At 64.3% G+C, this 15,289-nt stretch carries 17 protein-coding genes; 10 read left to right on the top strand and 7 right to left on the bottom strand.

Going from position 1 to position 15,289, the window contains the following annotated elements; all coding sequences use genetic code 11:
* The first annotated feature begins 12 nt into the window (after positions 1-12).
* The 4 genes from P0D73_RS11565 to P0D73_RS11580 all read left to right on the top strand — a co-directional run bounded on the left by P0D73_RS11565 (position 13) and on the right by P0D73_RS11580 (position 3,024).
* Positions 13-714, top strand: coding sequence for a phosphatase PAP2 family protein (locus tag P0D73_RS11565; protein ID WP_408431405.1), 702 nt, complete (start codon positions 13-15; stop codon positions 712-714).
* A gap of 135 nt (positions 715-849) precedes the next feature.
* Complete coding sequence (modA, locus tag P0D73_RS11570) at positions 850-1,623, top strand: molybdate ABC transporter substrate-binding protein (protein ID WP_408431407.1); 774 nt, start codon at positions 850-852, stop codon at positions 1,621-1,623.
* A gap of 23 nt (positions 1,624-1,646) precedes the next feature.
* Complete coding sequence (gene modB, locus P0D73_RS11575; RefSeq protein ID WP_132383700.1) at positions 1,647-2,321, top strand: molybdate ABC transporter permease subunit; 675 nt, start codon at positions 1,647-1,649, stop codon at positions 2,319-2,321.
* Position 2,322: 1 nt separating this feature from the next.
* Positions 2,323-3,024, top strand: a complete 702-nt coding sequence (locus P0D73_RS11580; protein WP_408431409.1) for a sulfate/molybdate ABC transporter ATP-binding protein — start codon at positions 2,323-2,325, stop codon at positions 3,022-3,024.
* Between the two features lie 24 nt (positions 3,025-3,048).
* Here P0D73_RS11580 and P0D73_RS11585 read toward each other — a convergent pair whose 3' ends face one another.
* Positions 3,049-3,885 carry a TOBE domain-containing protein gene (locus P0D73_RS11585; RefSeq protein WP_408287006.1) on the bottom strand — a complete coding sequence of 279 codons (837 nt, stop codon included), beginning with the start codon at positions 3,883-3,885 and terminating at the stop codon, positions 3,049-3,051.
* Positions 3,886-4,068: 183 nt separating this feature from the next.
* Here P0D73_RS11585 and P0D73_RS11590 point away from each other — a divergent pair, with 183 nt between their 5' ends.
* Positions 4,069-4,863, top strand: coding sequence for an SDR family NAD(P)-dependent oxidoreductase (locus P0D73_RS11590; RefSeq protein WP_408431466.1), 795 nt, complete (start codon positions 4,069-4,071; stop codon positions 4,861-4,863).
* Between the two features lie 71 nt (positions 4,864-4,934).
* On the opposite strand, the gene P0D73_RS11595 is transcribed toward P0D73_RS11590, so the two are convergent.
* Entirely contained in the window at positions 4,935-5,318 is a 384-nt protein-coding gene (locus P0D73_RS11595) for a tautomerase family protein (protein WP_408181639.1), read from the bottom strand.
* A 101-nt stretch (positions 5,319-5,419) separates the two neighbouring features.
* Here P0D73_RS11595 and P0D73_RS11600 point away from each other — a divergent pair, with 101 nt between their 5' ends.
* Together P0D73_RS11600 and P0D73_RS11605 are read left to right on the top strand one after the other, a co-directional pair.
* Positions 5,420-6,271, top strand: a complete 852-nt coding sequence (locus P0D73_RS11600) for a LysR family transcriptional regulator (RefSeq protein WP_408431411.1) — start codon at positions 5,420-5,422, stop codon at positions 6,269-6,271.
* A gap of 85 nt (positions 6,272-6,356) precedes the next feature.
* Positions 6,357-7,280, top strand: coding sequence for an HTH-type transcriptional regulator ArgP (locus tag P0D73_RS11605; RefSeq protein WP_408431413.1), 924 nt, complete (start codon positions 6,357-6,359; stop codon positions 7,278-7,280).
* A 7-nt stretch (positions 7,281-7,287) separates the two neighbouring features.
* Here the strand turns inward: P0D73_RS11605 and P0D73_RS11610 are convergent, their stop codons facing one another.
* Positions 7,288-7,869: a hypothetical protein gene (locus P0D73_RS11610; RefSeq protein ID WP_408181645.1), complete on the bottom strand. Its 582-nt coding sequence runs from the start codon at positions 7,867-7,869 to the stop codon at positions 7,288-7,290.
* Positions 7,870-7,981: 112 nt separating this feature from the next.
* Here P0D73_RS11610 and P0D73_RS11615 point away from each other — a divergent pair, with 112 nt between their 5' ends.
* Positions 7,982-8,419: an MbcA/ParS/Xre antitoxin family protein gene (locus P0D73_RS11615; RefSeq protein WP_408181646.1), complete on the top strand. Its 438-nt coding sequence runs from the start codon at positions 7,982-7,984 to the stop codon at positions 8,417-8,419.
* Positions 8,416-9,117 carry an RES family NAD+ phosphorylase gene (locus tag P0D73_RS11620; protein ID WP_408285045.1) on the top strand — a complete coding sequence of 234 codons (702 nt, stop codon included), beginning with the start codon at positions 8,416-8,418 and terminating at the stop codon, positions 9,115-9,117. The genes P0D73_RS11615 and P0D73_RS11620 overlap by 4 nt, the downstream gene beginning before the upstream one ends.
* A 56-nt stretch (positions 9,118-9,173) precedes the next feature.
* Here P0D73_RS11620 and P0D73_RS11625 read toward each other — a convergent pair whose 3' ends face one another.
* From P0D73_RS11625 to P0D73_RS11640, 4 genes are all read right to left on the bottom strand, one after another.
* Entirely contained in the window at positions 9,174-9,911 is a 738-nt protein-coding gene (locus tag P0D73_RS11625; protein WP_408181650.1) for a metallophosphoesterase, read from the bottom strand.
* A 145-nt stretch (positions 9,912-10,056) separates the two neighbouring features.
* Complete coding sequence (locus P0D73_RS11630; protein WP_408431416.1) at positions 10,057-11,481, bottom strand: c-type cytochrome; 1,425 nt, start codon at positions 11,479-11,481, stop codon at positions 10,057-10,059.
* 19 nt (positions 11,482-11,500) lie between these two features.
* Complete coding sequence (locus P0D73_RS11635) at positions 11,501-13,102, bottom strand: GMC family oxidoreductase (RefSeq protein ID WP_408181654.1); 1,602 nt, start codon at positions 13,100-13,102, stop codon at positions 11,501-11,503.
* A gap of 116 nt (positions 13,103-13,218) precedes the next feature.
* Positions 13,219-13,800 (bottom strand): sugar dehydrogenase complex small subunit, encoded by a 582-nt coding sequence (locus P0D73_RS11640; protein ID WP_408431418.1) that lies wholly within the window; start codon positions 13,798-13,800, stop codon positions 13,219-13,221.
* Between the two features lie 360 nt (positions 13,801-14,160).
* Between P0D73_RS11640 and P0D73_RS11645 the strand changes: the two genes are divergently transcribed.
* On the top strand, positions 14,161-14,826 hold the full coding sequence (locus P0D73_RS11645) for a DUF1345 domain-containing protein (protein ID WP_408431420.1): 666 nt from the start codon (positions 14,161-14,163) through the stop codon (positions 14,824-14,826).
* Positions 14,827-15,289 lie beyond the last annotated feature (463 nt).

The following is a 15,289-nucleotide window of genomic DNA, read 5'->3' on the forward strand; positions in this document are numbered from 1 at the left end:
CGCGCTTTTGCCATGCCCGATTTACCTGCCCACCTTTGGTATTCGATCACCAGCCTCGGCGGCGCCGGCATGACGCTGCCGCTCGCGTTCGCCATCGCGTTGTGGCTGGCGGTCGGCTACACATGGCGGATAGCGGCGGGCTGGCTGCTACTGCTCGGCGCGGCCATCGGCATTGTGACGGTGACGAAGCTGGCATTCCTCGGCTGGGGTGTCGGCGTGCGAGAGCTGGACTTCACCGGCGTCAGCGGCCATGCCATGCTGTCCACCGCGGTCTATCCGGTCGTGCTGTTCCTCATACTGTTGCCGGCGCGTCCGGGCATCCGTTTGGCCGGCGTGCTGCTCGGCCTTGCCGCGGGGATCGCGGTGGGGTTGTCGCGCGTCGTGCTGAGCGCTCACTCGCCGTCTGAAGCCATTACCGGCTGCCTGACCGGCGCCCTGGCGGCGCTGGTGTTCGTCCGCCTCGCGTGGCATGCGGAGCCGGGCCGGCTGTCGGTTCTGCCCGTCGCCGTCAGCATGATGGTCCTCGCGGTGCTGGTGCACGGCGTGCACGTGCCGACGCAGCGCTGGGTCACGCATATCGCGCTGAAAGTATCCGGTCATGACCGGCCGTTCATTCGCGCGAAGTGGAAGGCGGTACGCGATGTCCGTCCGGCTACGGCGCCGCTGTCGCAAACGCTCAACACGCTGGCGCCGCCGCATTCGTCCGACGCCTGAATCATCTCCCGTTGCTCGACGAGCCGCTTCATGCGCACGGCTGAATAATTGTCATGGGCCACCGTTATAACCTTTCCTATATTACGATAGCGTTTTAACCCGCCGATCCGGTTCACGCCGGACTTCCAATCCTTCATGACACTCTGCCGCCGCCTTCTGAAGCAAGCGCTGTTCGTCGCCAGCGCTGTCTCCGTCGCCATCAGCGCCAACGCGCACGCCGACGAACTGGTGGTTTCCGCCGCCGCCAGCCTGACCAACGCGTTCAAGGCGGTCAGTGAAGTGTTCGAGCAGCAGCATCCGGGCACCAAGGTGCTGCTGAACTTCGGCGCCTCCGACGTACTGATGCAGCAGATCGTCAAGGGCGCGCCCGCCGACGTGTTCGCGTCCGCGGATCAAAAGGCCATGGACAAGGCCGCCGCCGAAAAAGTGATCGTGCCGGCCACGCGCCGCGACTTCGCCGCTAATTCACTGGTGCTGATCGTGCCGACCGACAGCCATTTCGCGCCGACCGGTCTGAACGATCTGACTTCGGCGAGCGTGAAGCGCGTCGCGTACGGCGATCCGGCTTCCGTGCCGGTCGGCCGATACACCCAGGGCGCTCTGCAGGCCGCGGGCGTGTGGGATGCGGTGAGCGCGAAGGCGGTGCTGGCCTCGAACGTGCGTCAGAGCCTCGACTACGTGTCGCGTGGCGAAGTCGACGCCGGCTTCGTGTTCAGCACCGACGCCGCCGTCATGCCGGACAAGGTCAAGGTCGCGCTCAACGTACCGACGCAAACGCCGATCACCTATCCGATCGCGCAAGTGGAAGGCAGCCGCCACGCAGCGGACGCGCAAGCGTTCATGAACTTCGTGCTGTCGCCGGCCGGCCAGGCCGTGCTCGCCAAGTACGGCTTCAAGCCCGCGCACTAACTTCACCGGGACGACTCACGCTCATGCAACAGGCCTGGATTCCGCTTCTGCTGTCGTTGAAAGTGGCGGGCTGGGCCACCGCGCTCAATCTGGTATTCGGCGTCGCGGCGGGCTTCGGTTTGTCGCGCTGGCGCTCCGGCGCGCGCGACGTGATCGACTCGCTGCTGATGCTGCCGCTCGTCATGCCGCCCACCGTGCTCGGCTATTACCTGCTCGTTCTGCTCGGACGGCGTGGCGTGATCGGCGGCTGGCTCGACCGCTTCGATATCCAGTTGGTGTTCACCTGGCAGGGCGCGGTGATCGCGTCGACGGTCGTGGCGTTTCCGCTCGTACTGAAATCGGCGCGCGCCGCCTTCGAGGCCGTCGATCCGCAACTCGAGCGCGCCGCGCGCACGCTCGGCGTCAGCGAAACGGCCGTGTTCTTTCGCGTGACGCTGCCACTCGCCGCGCGCGGCATTCTCGCCGGCGGCCTGCTGGCGTTCGCGCGGGCGCTCGGCGAATTCGGCGCGACGCTGATGATCGCGGGCAATCTGCCGGGACGCACGCAGACGCTGTCGGTAGCGGTGTATTCAGCCGTGCAGGCCGGCGACGACAGCACCGCGAATTTCCTCGTGCTCGTGACCTCGGTGACGTGTGTCGTGATCCTGTTGCTCGCGGGGCGTCTCGTGCCGCAGCACACGTTGTTGAAGTCAGGTTGATATGCTGCTCGCCGTCGACATCCGCAAGACCTTCCAGAGCGCCGAGCGCCGCTTCACGCTCGACGTCGCCTTCAAGGCGACCTCACAACGCGTCGTGCTGTTCGGGCCGTCGGGTGCGGGCAAGAGTCTGACGTTGCAGGCTATCGCCGGCCTGCTGCGTCCCGACGAAGGCTCGATCACGCTGCATGGCAACGCGCTGTTCGACAGCGCGCGCGGCGTCGATCTGAAACCGCAGGCGCGCAAGCTCGCCTATCTGTTTCAGGATTACGCGCTATTTCCGCATCTGAATGTGCGGCAGAACATCGGCTTCGGTTTGCAGCAGGGTTGGCTCAATCCGCGCAAGCGGATCGCGCATCCGCAGATCGATTACTGGCTCGATGCGCTGGAGTTGAAGAGCGTGGCGGGCAATCATCCGGCGCAGCTTTCCGGTGGACAAAAGCAGCGCGTGGCGCTGGCGCGAGCGCTCGTCGCGCAACCTCAGGTGCTGTTGCTGGACGAGCCGTTTTCGGCGCTCGACAGCGCCTTGCGTCAGCGCATGCGCCGCGAGTTGTCCGATCTGCAGACACGGCTCGATATTCCGATGGTGTTGATCACGCACGATCCCGACGATGTCGCCGCTTTCGGCGATCAGGTCGTGCAGGTCAGCGATGGCTGCGTGCGCGAGGATCATCCGTTCGCCGGCTATGCGCGCAGCGAGCCTTGACTCGATCGTTAGCGTTTCGCGCGCTCAGTCCTTCACCCCGAGAATCACACTCGACGCCTTGAACGCGGCGACAGCGCTCCCGCCTTCCACGAGGCCGAGCGTGTCGACGCTCTCATTCGTGACGACCGCGGTAATCACCGCGCCGCCATCCAGCACCAGCGAGACCTCGGCATTCACCGCGCCGCGCTTCACGCTCTGCACCGTGCCGCGCAACTGATTGCGCGCCGAGAGTTTGAGCGGCGCGCCGCTTTCGTTGTCGACGAGCAGCACGACCCACGACGCCTTGATTAACGCGAACGCCGCCGCGCCCTCGACGAGGCCCAGCGTCTCGGTGCTTTCATGCGTGATGACCGAGACAATCGCATGGCCGCCAGGCAGCGTCAGCACGACTTCGTCGTTGACAGTGCCGCGCGTGATCGCCGACACCGTGCCATACAGCTGATTGCGCGCACTCGTCTTCACGCCGATGCGGCCAATCAGATCCCAGTCCGTCGCGAATCCTTCGATCGCCGCGCCCGCGCGTTCGAGAAAGCGTTGGTGCTCGCGCTCCACCGCACGAAACGTCTCGATCAGCTTGACGGCGCGCGGCGTCAGCGTGGTGCCGCCACCGCCTTTGCCGCCGGTCAGGCGCACCACGAGCGGCTCGCCGGCGAGATTGTTCATCGTATCGACGGCATCCCACGCGCCTTTGTAGCTCATGCCGACGGCTTTGGCCGCGCTAGTGATCGAGCCGGTCTCGCCGATCGCCGCGAGCAGCGCGATCCGCGACGCGCCGCCGAGCGTCTGCGCGCCCGCCTGAAACCAGACGGAACCGCCGAGCTCGAGATTGTCGCGGGAAGGATCGGTGTGGTCGGATGTCATGGCGAGGAGCGGTCGATGAGCGAGGAAAGGACGACGAATCATTATAGCGACGCTGACTCGCGTCACCGGCCGCGCAGCCAGCCGACTTCGAAGCGGGATAGATGGGATACTTTCAGTTCGACGCTTCGAACACCACGCCCTTTGCATTTTCGGCGCGCCGCAACGTCAACAAGGAGCAAGACAGTGAACATCGATCTATCGGGCAAGACCGCTATCGTCAGCGCATCCACGGCGGGCATCGGGCTTGCGATCGCCACCGGCATTGCCGCGTCAGGCGCGCAGACCATTATCAACGGACGCAAGCAGGAAGCGGTGGACCGCGCGATCGAGACGATCCGCAAGACCGCGCCGCAAGCGAAATTGCAGGGCTTCGCGGGCGACCTCGGCACGCTGGAAGGTTGCGACGCGTTGGCGAAAGCCATACCGCAGGCGGATATCCTGGTGAACAACCTCGGCGTCTTCGGACCCGGCGACATCTTCACCACTGACGACGACGACTGGGAGCGCTACTTTCAGGTCAACGTGATGTCGGGCGTGCGGCTCACGCGCCATTACCTCAAAGGGATGATGGAGCGCAAATGGGGCCGCGTGGTGTTCATCTCGTCCGAGTCGGCATTGAATATTCCGCCGGATATGCTCGCCTATGGTTTTTCGAAGACCGCGCAATTGAGCATCGCGCGCGGCGTCGCCAAACAGGCGGCCGGCAGTGGCGTGACAGTGAATGCCGTGCTGCCCGGACCGACCCTGTCCGACGGCTTCCGTTCGATGGTCGAAGACACCGCGAAAGAGCAAGGTAAAACCGTCGAACAGGTCGCCGCGGAGTTCGTCCGCGAGCACCGAAGCAGTTCGATCATCCAGCGCGCGGCCACCACCGAGGAAGTGGCGAACATGGTTGTCTACGTCTGCTCGCCGCAGGCCTCGGCGACGACCGGCGCGGCGCTACGCGTCGATGGCGGCGTGATTGATACGATTGCGTAACGTTGCCGCTTTTCTAACGAACGACGGGCGGCATGGCCGCCCGTCTTCACGTCATGTCATGGCCGCAAACTTCACAACGCGTACTGCGCGATGCCGTTGCCGAACGACCAGTTCTCCTTCAGCACCTCGACGAGATTGATGAATACATCTTCTCGTCGCAGCCCGGGCGATTCCGCCAGTTCGTCCGCCATGCGCTTGTACAGCGCCTTCTTCATCTCAAGCGTGCGCGTGTTGTTCAACGTGATCTGAATGATCACGAGATCATCGCTTCGCTGCACGTTCAGATACTGATCGTCGTACACAAAATTGCTGGCCTCATGCTCGGTGATCAGCATGAAGATGTCGTCCTTCGGCACGTTGAAGGTGTCCACCAGCGAACGCTGGATGCTCTGCGTCACCGCCTTCCGGTATTCGGCGGACTTGCCTGCGCGCAATGCGATTCGTGTGAGCGGCATGATGAAACTCCTTGGCTGCGGTTGATTGGGTAAACACAGCTTAGGCGCACTCAGTCATAATGAACAGACATCATTGATGATTTCATCTATATCCATCGAAAATGAAAGTTCTCGATCTCGACGCGGTTCGAGCGTTCGTTCTGGTCGCCGACCTGCACAGCTTCACGCGTGCGGCGGATGCGCTCGACACGACCCAATCGGCCGTCAGCCTCAAGCTCAAGCGGCTGGAAGCCCATCTGGGTAAGCAATTGCTCGAGCGTACGCCGCGTGTGGTGCGCCTGTCCGCGGACGGCAACGCGTTCCTTAGCGCCGCGCGCGACCTGCTGAACGCGCACGAACGCGCGCTGGGGTCGCTATCGGTGGAGCGTCGGCGGCTCGCGTTGGGGCTCAGCGAGCATGTCGCGGGACCGGACTTGCCGCTCCTGCTCGGCAGGCTCAATGCGCACGATCCGGGGCTGGTGATCGAACTACATCTGGGCATGTCCGCCGCGCTGCTCGCGCAATTCGACGAACGCCGCCTCGACGCGGTCATCGTTCGCTATGGCGCCGACGAACCGCCACGCGACGACGCCCAGGTGCTCTTTAGCGAACCGCTCGGCTGGCTCGCCACGCCGGCATGGTTGCCGCGAGTCGGCGAGCCATTGGCGCTGGCGCTGTTGAGCCCGCCGTGCAACGTGCGCGACGTGGCACTGCGAGCGCTCGCGCAGGCGGGCGTTGGCTGGCAGGAAGTATTCGTCGGCGGCGGCGTGGCGGCCGTCGGCGCGGCCGTGGCGGCGGGCCTGGCGGTGTCGCCGCTGGCGCGCCGCGTGGCGCCGCGCGGCCTGATCGACGTCGGCGCGCGGCTCGGTTTGCCGGCGCTGCCGGAATCGCGCGTCACGCTGCATTCGCGGGTTAGGGACGAGCGGTCGGCGGAGACGTTGCGGCTGGTGACCAACGGGTTGGCGATGCAATGACAAAACGACTCACCGCCTTCCCCCGCGGATAAACTTCGCCGCCTTTCGCTTAAGCTAGAAAAGTTATCCCTTTTAAAGTAGATCCGTGGACCTCGACCCTCGACAAACCGCCGCCGTCCGCGCGGTCATCGAAACCGGCAGCTTCGAGCAGGCCGCTGTGCGGCTGAATCTCACGTCGTCGGCGGTATCGCAGCGTGTGCGGGCGCTCGAAACACGGCTGGGCAACCCACTGATCGTGCGCACGCGGCCGTGCCGTGCGACGCAGATGGGCCAGCGTCTGCTGCAATATCTGCGGCGCGCCGCCCTGCTCGAAGACGATTTCGCCAGCGATCTTGCACGTGCCGACGAAGCGCTCCTCAGCGTCGCCGCCGCCGTCAATGCGGACACGCTGTCGACGTGGTTTTTCCCCGCCCTCTCCGACATCCTGCTGCAAGAAAACGTGCTGCTCGACCTGACCGTCGACGACCAGGACCACACGCACGCCCTGCTCGCCTCCGGCCTCGCGATCGGCTGCATCACCACCGAACCGGCGCCCATGCGCGGCTGCTTCGCCGAACGGCTCGGCGCCATGCGCTACCGGCTGGTGGCGTCGGCGGCGTTCGTGCAGCGATGGTTTCCGAATGGCTTGACGCGCGAAAGCGCGCGGCGCGCGCCGGTGATCCTGTCCTCACGCAAGGACGCATTGCAGGCGCGTTTTCTCGAGACGCGCTTCGGCCTGCCGCCGGAAGCCTATCCGTGCCACTACGTGCCCGCGCCGGTCCCGCGTTACATGGCGATCCAGCGCGGCCTGGCGTACGGCATGGTGCCCGAACTGGAATTCGGCGATGCGTTAGAGCGCGGCGATCTGATCGACCTGGCGCCGAAGCAGCCCACCGACGTCGAGTTGTACTGGCACGCGTGGAAGGTCCAGTCGCCGCGCCTGGAAAAGCTGTCGGCGCGCATCGTCGAACTTGGGCGCACCGCGTTGGGGGCGCCAGGCAGCAAACCGAAGCGCAAACGCGCGGCTTGACCGCGGATCAGTGAAGAATCGGCGGCAGCGAACCGCTGCTGGCCGTGGCGGGATTGCTCGTGGCGTTCGCCGGATTGGCGTTAACGTTTGCGGACGGCGCCGGCACATTCACGTGGGATGCAGCCGGTTTCGCCGCGCCGGTTTTCGCCGCGACCTTAGCCGTTTGCGGGTTAGCCTGACGAGCCGGGACCACCAGATTCGCGTGCACGACCTTGCCCTGCCTCGGTTGGGTCTGGACGAACTGCGCGTGCGGCTTTTTACTCTGCGCCATCACGGCCGCTTTCGATTGGGTTTTGCCTCCATGCGTCGCGCTGATCCCGCTCTTCGCGGCGCCCTTGGCCGCCACCTTCTTCACGCTGGCATGCGCCGCCGGCTTGTTGGCATGTCCCGTCGTCGCTGTCACGTGCTTCGAAGCGGCCTTCGACGCTGTCTTCGAACCGGCGCTAGACTTGACCTTCTTGCCCGGCTTCGTGACATGCCCGCTCGCCTCTGGCGGATTCCATACTTCGGCATAACCCGCGGCCATGGCCGCGCCCGACACACACCACACGGCAAGCGCCGCTCCTGCTGCAACTGCTCGAACGCCCATCTCCTGCTTCTCCTGATCTTCGACTTTATGACGAGCCCGGATTATATTCTCTTGCAAAAATCCACATTTAGACTAATATCAATTTCAAGTGCAAATTAGGACTTACCCGCTCATGGCTCACGCTGCCCGTGCCACCCAGCCCGAAGCGCCGATTCGTCGGCCGGTTTCGGAACCCACGTTAACGGAAATGTCCGCGGCGGGTCTACGCGCGTTCTTCAAAATCGCGCACGACTGGGACCTGAACGCGGAAGAACAGATCGTGCTGCTCGGCTCGCCGGGCCGCTCCACCTACTTCAAATGGAAGTCGGCGCCTGAAACGGCCCGCCTCGGGCGCGGCACGCTAGAACGCCTGTCACTGCTGCTCGGCATCTATAAAGCGCTGCAAATCCTGTTGCCGCAAGCCAGTGCCGCCGACACCTGGATCAAACGTCCCAACAGCGCGCCGCCGTTCGGCGGCCGCCGCGCGCTGGACCGCATGCTGGCGGGCAACATCAGCGACCTCGTGGCCGTGCGCCAGTATCTCGACGCAATGCGAGGCGGCTGGGCGTGACACAACCGCATTGGCAGGACCGCTGGCGCACGGCGCCGCTCGATTGGTCGCCCGCGTATCGCGTGATTCCGACGCGCTTTCCCGCCGTCAATCTGTTCGACCGGGTCGCTTCGCCGGAAGATTTCGACGCCCTCTACGCGCTCGAAGCCATGACCAACGACCGTCTGCGCACCGAAGTCGGCGAGCTCGATCTGGTGCCCCGCGAAGAACGCCGTTTCGGACCAGGCTACGGGCCGATCATGGCAGCGTTGACCCATCTGAATCCGCTCGGCAGCCGTTTCTCGGACGGCACATACGGCGTGTTCTATTGCGCGCGCTCACGCGCCACCGCGATCGCCGAAACGCGTTATCACACAGGGAAATTTCTGGAAGCGACGGCCGAGCCGCCCATGCGCCAGCAGATGCGTCTTTACACCGTCGCCGCGCAAGGCAGCGTGGTGGACATTCGCGGCGACGCTTCGGTGGATCTCGCGGTGCTGTCGCCGGATGACTATCTGGCCGGACAGTCTCTCGGCCGGGCCATCCGCGAGGGAGGTGCGCCGGGTATCGTGTATCCGTCGGTACGCGATGACGGCGGCGAGTGCCTCGCCGCGTTCAAAACGACGCTGCTGCGCGACTGCCATCACGCGGCGTATCTGGAATACAACTGGAATGGCACGAGCGTGGATATGGTGTTCGAACTCAGCCAGGTCGGCTGATAGCTCGGCCTAAATGGACTGCGCGTGGCCTGCGCGCGCAGTCGCCAACGCCGCCGTCAAGGCAGCGCCAGCGCCGCCGCGCCTTCCGCGCGTGCCTCTTCGGTCGAGACGGACCAGCGCCGCAACGCCAGCGGCTCCACGATCGTGAGCTTGCCGCCCGGCCCGAACGCGCCGGTGTCGATGAACACCTGTGAGCCGACCTGCTTGATGTCGCGCATCGGCGTGTGGCCGCAATAGGTCAGCGAGAGACCGCGCTGCCGCTGCGGATCGCCGTTGCCCAACGCCAGGTCGCGGCCCCACAACAATCGCTGGCGGGTGTCGGCGGAGAAATTCCCCGCGTCGAGCTCCGCGTCCGAGCCGAAGAATTCGGCATGCAGAATATTGAAGCGCTCCTTGCCGCTGCCGACCACGCGCGCAAGCGGCAACCCGCGCACGATTTCTGCGTAGTGCTGCAAGCGTTCGTCGGATAGCTGCGCCGCCCAGATGCCGCCGATTCCGTACCACCATTGACGCCGCAAGCGTCCGTCGGCCACCGCGCACAGCGTGTCTTCGTGATTGCCGAGCACGGCGAAAAACCACGGCTTGTCGAGCAGCGCCAGAGCCAGTTCGGAATTCTCGCCACGATCCACCAGATCGCCGACCGAGAAGAGCCGGTCGCGCTCCGGGTCGAACGTGATCACGCGCAGCAGATAGCGCAATGCATCGACGCAGCCATGCAGATCCCCGACCACGAAGTCGCGGCCGCTCCGGTTGGCCGGGTGATGCTGGACGGAATTGACGAGTACGGTAGCCATGCGTTCATGATAATGCGGCATCCGCAATGCGTATGCGCGCTGCCTATCGTTTCTTGGCGCCGTGGAGGGCGAGAATGACGCAAATCAACGCAAAAGCGCCATGTTTCCGGCAGGCCTTACCGGAAACACGCCGTCTGCGCGGTCACTATTGCTGAGTTCGCAATTTGCCGATCTGATCAGCCGTCACGGTCGATTGGGGATTGCCGAACTGTTTGGTCACATAGTTGGTGATGGCGGCCACCTGGTCGTCGGTGAGCTGGCTGGCGAATGCGGGCATCAACACGTCCGCCTGTTTCGTCGTACGGGTGACGCCGTGCAGGATCACCATCGCCAGATTGTTGGCGTCGCTCGCACCCACCACGGAGTTGTGAATCAGCGACGGATACGCACCCGGCGCGCTCGCGCCCACGCCTTGACCCGTCCAGCTATGGCAGCTTGCACAATTGGCGACGAACAGTTGCGCACCGTTCACGGCGTGGACGGCGGTGCCGCGCAGCGCCGTGACGTCGTCGGCGGGATTGCCCCACTGGTCGCGCGGGCGCGATTCGCCGCCGCTGATCGGCGGCACCGCGCGCAGATACGCGACGATCGAGCCGAGATCCTCGCGCGTCAGATATTGCGTGCTGTCGGATACCACTTCGGCCATCGGACCGGCCGCATTGGCACGGCCCGGCGCCGCGCCGGTCGACAGATACGACACCAGTTCGTCGTCGCTCCAGTTACCCACGCCGCTGTTCTTGTCCGACGTGATGTTGTACGCGTGCCAGCCGGCCTGCACCGTGCCGGAGAAACGCGAACTCGTCTTCAAGCCCTGCGTGAAATTGCGCGGCGTATGGCATTCCTCGCAATGCGCGAGCCCTTGCACCAGATACGCACCGCGATTCCACTCGGCGCTTTGCTTGGGATCGGGCACGAAGCGGCCCTCGGTGAAATTGAACAGGTTCCAGAACACCATCAGCCAGCGCTGATTGAATGGGAATTTCAGGCTGTTGCCGGGCGGCGTGTAGTGGATCGGCGTGAGCGTGTTCAGATACGCGCGAATCGCCAGCACGTCCTGGTCGGTGACCTTGGTGTACTCCGCATAAGGGAAGGCCGGATACAGGCGCTCGCCGCCTTTGCCGATGCCCTCATGCATGGCGCGCAGAAAATCGACGTCGCTCCATTGGCCGATGCCGGTGTCCGGATCGGGCGTGATGTTCGGCGTCACGATGGTGCCGAACGGTGTGTTGATCGGCAGCCCGCCCGCGAAGGGCCGCGCTTTGTCCGCCGTGTGGCACGCCACGCAATCGCCGGCGCGCGCGAGGTATTCGCCGCGCTTGACCAGGTCGCCGCCGGCCGCCGTCACCGGCAAGGCCGCGCCGCTGATCGCTTGCGAGGCGTCGTCGGCGCGGGCCTGCGTGATCGGCAGTTCGTCGTTACGTTGCGTGTCGGGGCCGTGCGCCTCATACCAGGCGACGTACAGCGCGAACAGCGAAAAAATCGCGGCCAGCGTCGCGACTCTGAGGTGGCGGCGGCGGGCGTTCCGCGCAAGCGCCTCGAGCGGCTGCACGCGAGAGGTGTTCTTCGTCATTGTGGCTCTCCGTTCACGCTCAGATTTCACGCTTGAGCTTGTCGGCCAGCTTCAGCGACAGGGCCGCGATCGTCAGCGTGCAATTCACCGAGGCCGCGGTCGGCATCACGCCGCTGCTGGCGATGAACAGATTGGAGTGGTCATGCGTGCGGCAGTCCGCATCGACGACCGAATCCGCCGGATCGCTGCCCATGATCGTGGTGCCCATGATGTGATTGTTCGGCGCGAAGGTGTCGTCGAAGGTGACCTCGGCGCCGCCGAACAGCGCGGCGATTTGCGCATACAGTTCGTGCGTATTGGCCGCGCTTTTCTTCACGTAGTCGTTGATCGAGTAGTAGATTTCCGGCTGCGGAATGCCGAGCGCATCCTTGTGATCCGCCGACGGCACCACGCGGTTCTGCGGCTCCGCCAGGTGCTCATGGAAGCTGTTGATATTCAGCGTGCGCGCCGCGCGGTCGCGTATCTGCCGGTCGAGTTCGGCGCCGGTCAGGCCTTTTTTCAGGAGATCGGCGGTCACGCTCATCGTGGGCACGCCGTTCGAGAGATGCAGCTTCTTCGCGGCGTAGTCCGAACGGAACGCGCCATCCCGGAAGTTGACAATCGACGTCATCTCCATCGGTCCGCGTCCCGGCCACAGCGGTTCATTGGCGAGGAACGCGACGCCCGTGCCCGGATGATCCATCAGGTTGCGGCCCACCTGATCGGAACTGTTGCCGACGCCGTGCGGGAATTTATCGGACGTCGACATCAGCATCAGCTTCGGCGTTTCGATGCCGTTCGCGGCAAGCACGAACAGTTTGCCGCTCACGCGCGTGCTGTTGCCGTTCGGGTCCTTGTAGTGGACCGCGGTGATCAGCCCTTTGTTGTCCGCTTCGACGCGATACACCACCGCTTCGGGAATCAGTTTCGCGCCGGCCTGTTCGGCTTTCTCCGCATGCACGACGCCGTTGTACATCGCGGCGATCGGGCAGATCGGCATGCAGTTGTTGTTGCCGCAGCAGGTGGGCCGCGCGTCGTACGGACGGCTGTTGCGGGCCACCGGCTCGGGCACGACCTTGAAGCCTTGCGCATTGAGCACGTCGCTGAAACGCTGATCCATGTACGAGAGCGGAAGCTGGCCCATCGGATACGGTTTCGAGCGCGGCGAGCCGAGATCGATCGAACTGCCGGGACCCGACACGCCGAGCTGCACTTCAGCCGCCGAATACCACGGCTCCAGCGTTTCATACGGATAAGGCCAGTCGCGTCCCACGCCGTACAGCTTGTGCAACTGGAAGTCCGACGGCAACAGCCGCCATGCGGCGGCCGCCCAATGCCAGGTCGTGCCGCCCACCAGCCGCAGGTACTGCGAGCTATACGGATAGTCGCCTTTCTGGATCAGATAATTGTTGGCGGGCGCGTACTCGGGATGCGGCGCATAAGGCGTCGATGGATACGGCGTCGCGAAATCCGACTTGACCGGCGAGTTGCGGAAGTTCTCGACGATCTGCCAACGCGGAATGCGCGGCCCGGCTTCGAGCAGAATCACCGACGCGCCGGCCAGCGCCATCTGATGCGCAACCAGTCCGCCCGCCACGCCCGAACCGACTACGACGATGTCGGCGGAATTTGAGTTTGCCATTGTTGCCCTCTTGTGCAGAGCACTTATCTTTGTTTGCGTTGTTTGCTGTACTCGCGTGCCGCCACTGCGCCGAATGACTCAATCGAACAATGCGGCACGCGCGAGACGAACATCGCTCACGCGCTCAACGGTTTCTTCGTCCAGTAGAACGGCACGTCCCGGCAATAGGACGGAATCGTGAGCACGTCCTTGACGGGCTCGAACATCAACGCTTTTTCATAAGCAACCACGTCCACATGCGGCATGTCGCCGACAAGGCCGAGATACCACGCGCGCATGATCGCGCTCACGGATTTCGCGAGCGCGGGCTGGTCGACTTGCAAAGCCTGCGTGACGGTATCCGACGGTACGCCGCCATGACCTTGCAGCCATGTGTTGAGCGCGGCGACGTTCTGCGTGAACTGACTGTCGGATTTGGCGAGGGCGTCGTAGACGCGTTTGCCGAGCGGGGCGTCGAAGCCCGTACGGCCGGTGAGACGCTGCGAGAGTGCAAGGAATGCGTCGAGCCCGCCGCCCGCGGGCGTATCGGCAAACGCCGGGGCGATCCATGAGAGCGAGCGGCCGGCGCCGGCAAACGCGAGCGCCGCGGCTGCGGCGCATGCACCGAGCACCCACGCTCTGCGCGAGGCGGACAACGACAACTCAGCTGGATGCGTCACTTCATGGTGCGCATCATTGTTGTTGGGTACATCTGTCATGGGGACTCCAGATGGTGAGTGATTCTCAACTTGCCTCGCGACCCTGGCGTGATGCCATTCGCGCGTGGCGTCGATCTCTACCCCAAACCTGGCCTAAGCGCCGCTTGAGCGGTCTTTTGTGAGCCCGCACGTACCCAGTGCGAGCTGAGCTACGTGGTGCTGATGACATCCGTATGAAACCGCATGCACGGCATGGCATGCGCGGCAAAAAAAAACGTGCCGCCTGCCAATCGCCTTTCAACTGAAAGCGGCGCGCAAGGGCGTTGCGAAAGACTATAGCCTGTGACCCGCCCATTCGACAAATGGTGGTCCAGGCGCGGGTAGAATCCGCGACAGCGAGCGCCCCACACCCTACATTCCATGCTCACAAAATACTATCCACAGGTTCTTCGCAATCGACCGCGCATGCTGGTCGGCCTTGCGCTCGGCATCGTCGCCGCGCTGGCCGTGCCCGCCCACACACGCCCGATGGTCCGCGTGCTGGCCGGTTGGGACGCGGCCATCTGGAGCTATCTGGCGATGATCTGGGTGCACATGGCCGTTGCCGACGAAGGCCGCGTGCGCGAATTCGCCCGTCGCGACGATGAGAACGCCGGCGTGGTGCTGATGGTGATCTGCGTGGCCACCATTGCGAGCATTGCCGCCATCGTGCTGGAACTGGCCTCGGCCAAGGGGACAGCCGGCGCCTCCACCGTCTGGCACTACGCGCTGACGGGGCTCACGATGTTCGGCGCATGGTTCTTGATCCCGACCATCTTCACGCTGCACTACGCGCGAATTTACTACGACACCGACGCAAAGGAAACGCCGCTGCTATTTCCCGACCATGCGCTCCAGCCGGACTACTGGGACTTCCTGTATTTCTCGTTCACCATCGCCGTGGCGTCGCAAACCTCTGACGTGGTGCTGCGCTCGCGTTCGATTCGCCGCGCCGCGCTCGCGCAATCCGTCCTGTCGTTCTACTTCAACGTGGCGGTCCTGGGTTTGTGCGTGAACATCGCGGCGGGCTTGCTCGGTTCTTCGTAATACTGTCGACACAAAGCCTCTCACGAATACGCTCGCCGAATAAGACTCCGCCTTTGCGGGCATCGCCCCGTCCCTGACGCGCCACGTGTAAATCCCGGACCGAGGCCGCCCGTTTTACACGGCGGCGGCCGTACGTGCGACGGGTCTTGGCGCCTCGCGCCTTCTTTCGCACTTGCCTCCGAAGCTTGCTGCAGTGCGTACGCTCACCCCTCCATCGCTGCCGTCCGAGCCGCACTGGCACAGCGTTTGCTGCGTCTTCCAAATCGATCTGGCCGGCCGTGCAATCGACGCCTGGCGTCAAAGCACCCTTTACTGGCCAGCGGCGTGACGATCTTTGCACTACATTGACCAGTACGCGCCTTCGCTTGACGCATCGCGCGGTATCCGGCTCTGGAAGCCCAATGAGCGCTGTGATCGCATGCCACTTGCATCCACACCGCAGCAGGACGAATCTGGAAACGAT

The sequence above is a fragment of the Paraburkholderia sp. RL18-101-BIB-B genome, assembly GCF_046026985.1.
In the GTDB taxonomy this organism is placed as follows: Bacteria; Pseudomonadota; Gammaproteobacteria; order Burkholderiales; family Burkholderiaceae; genus Paraburkholderia.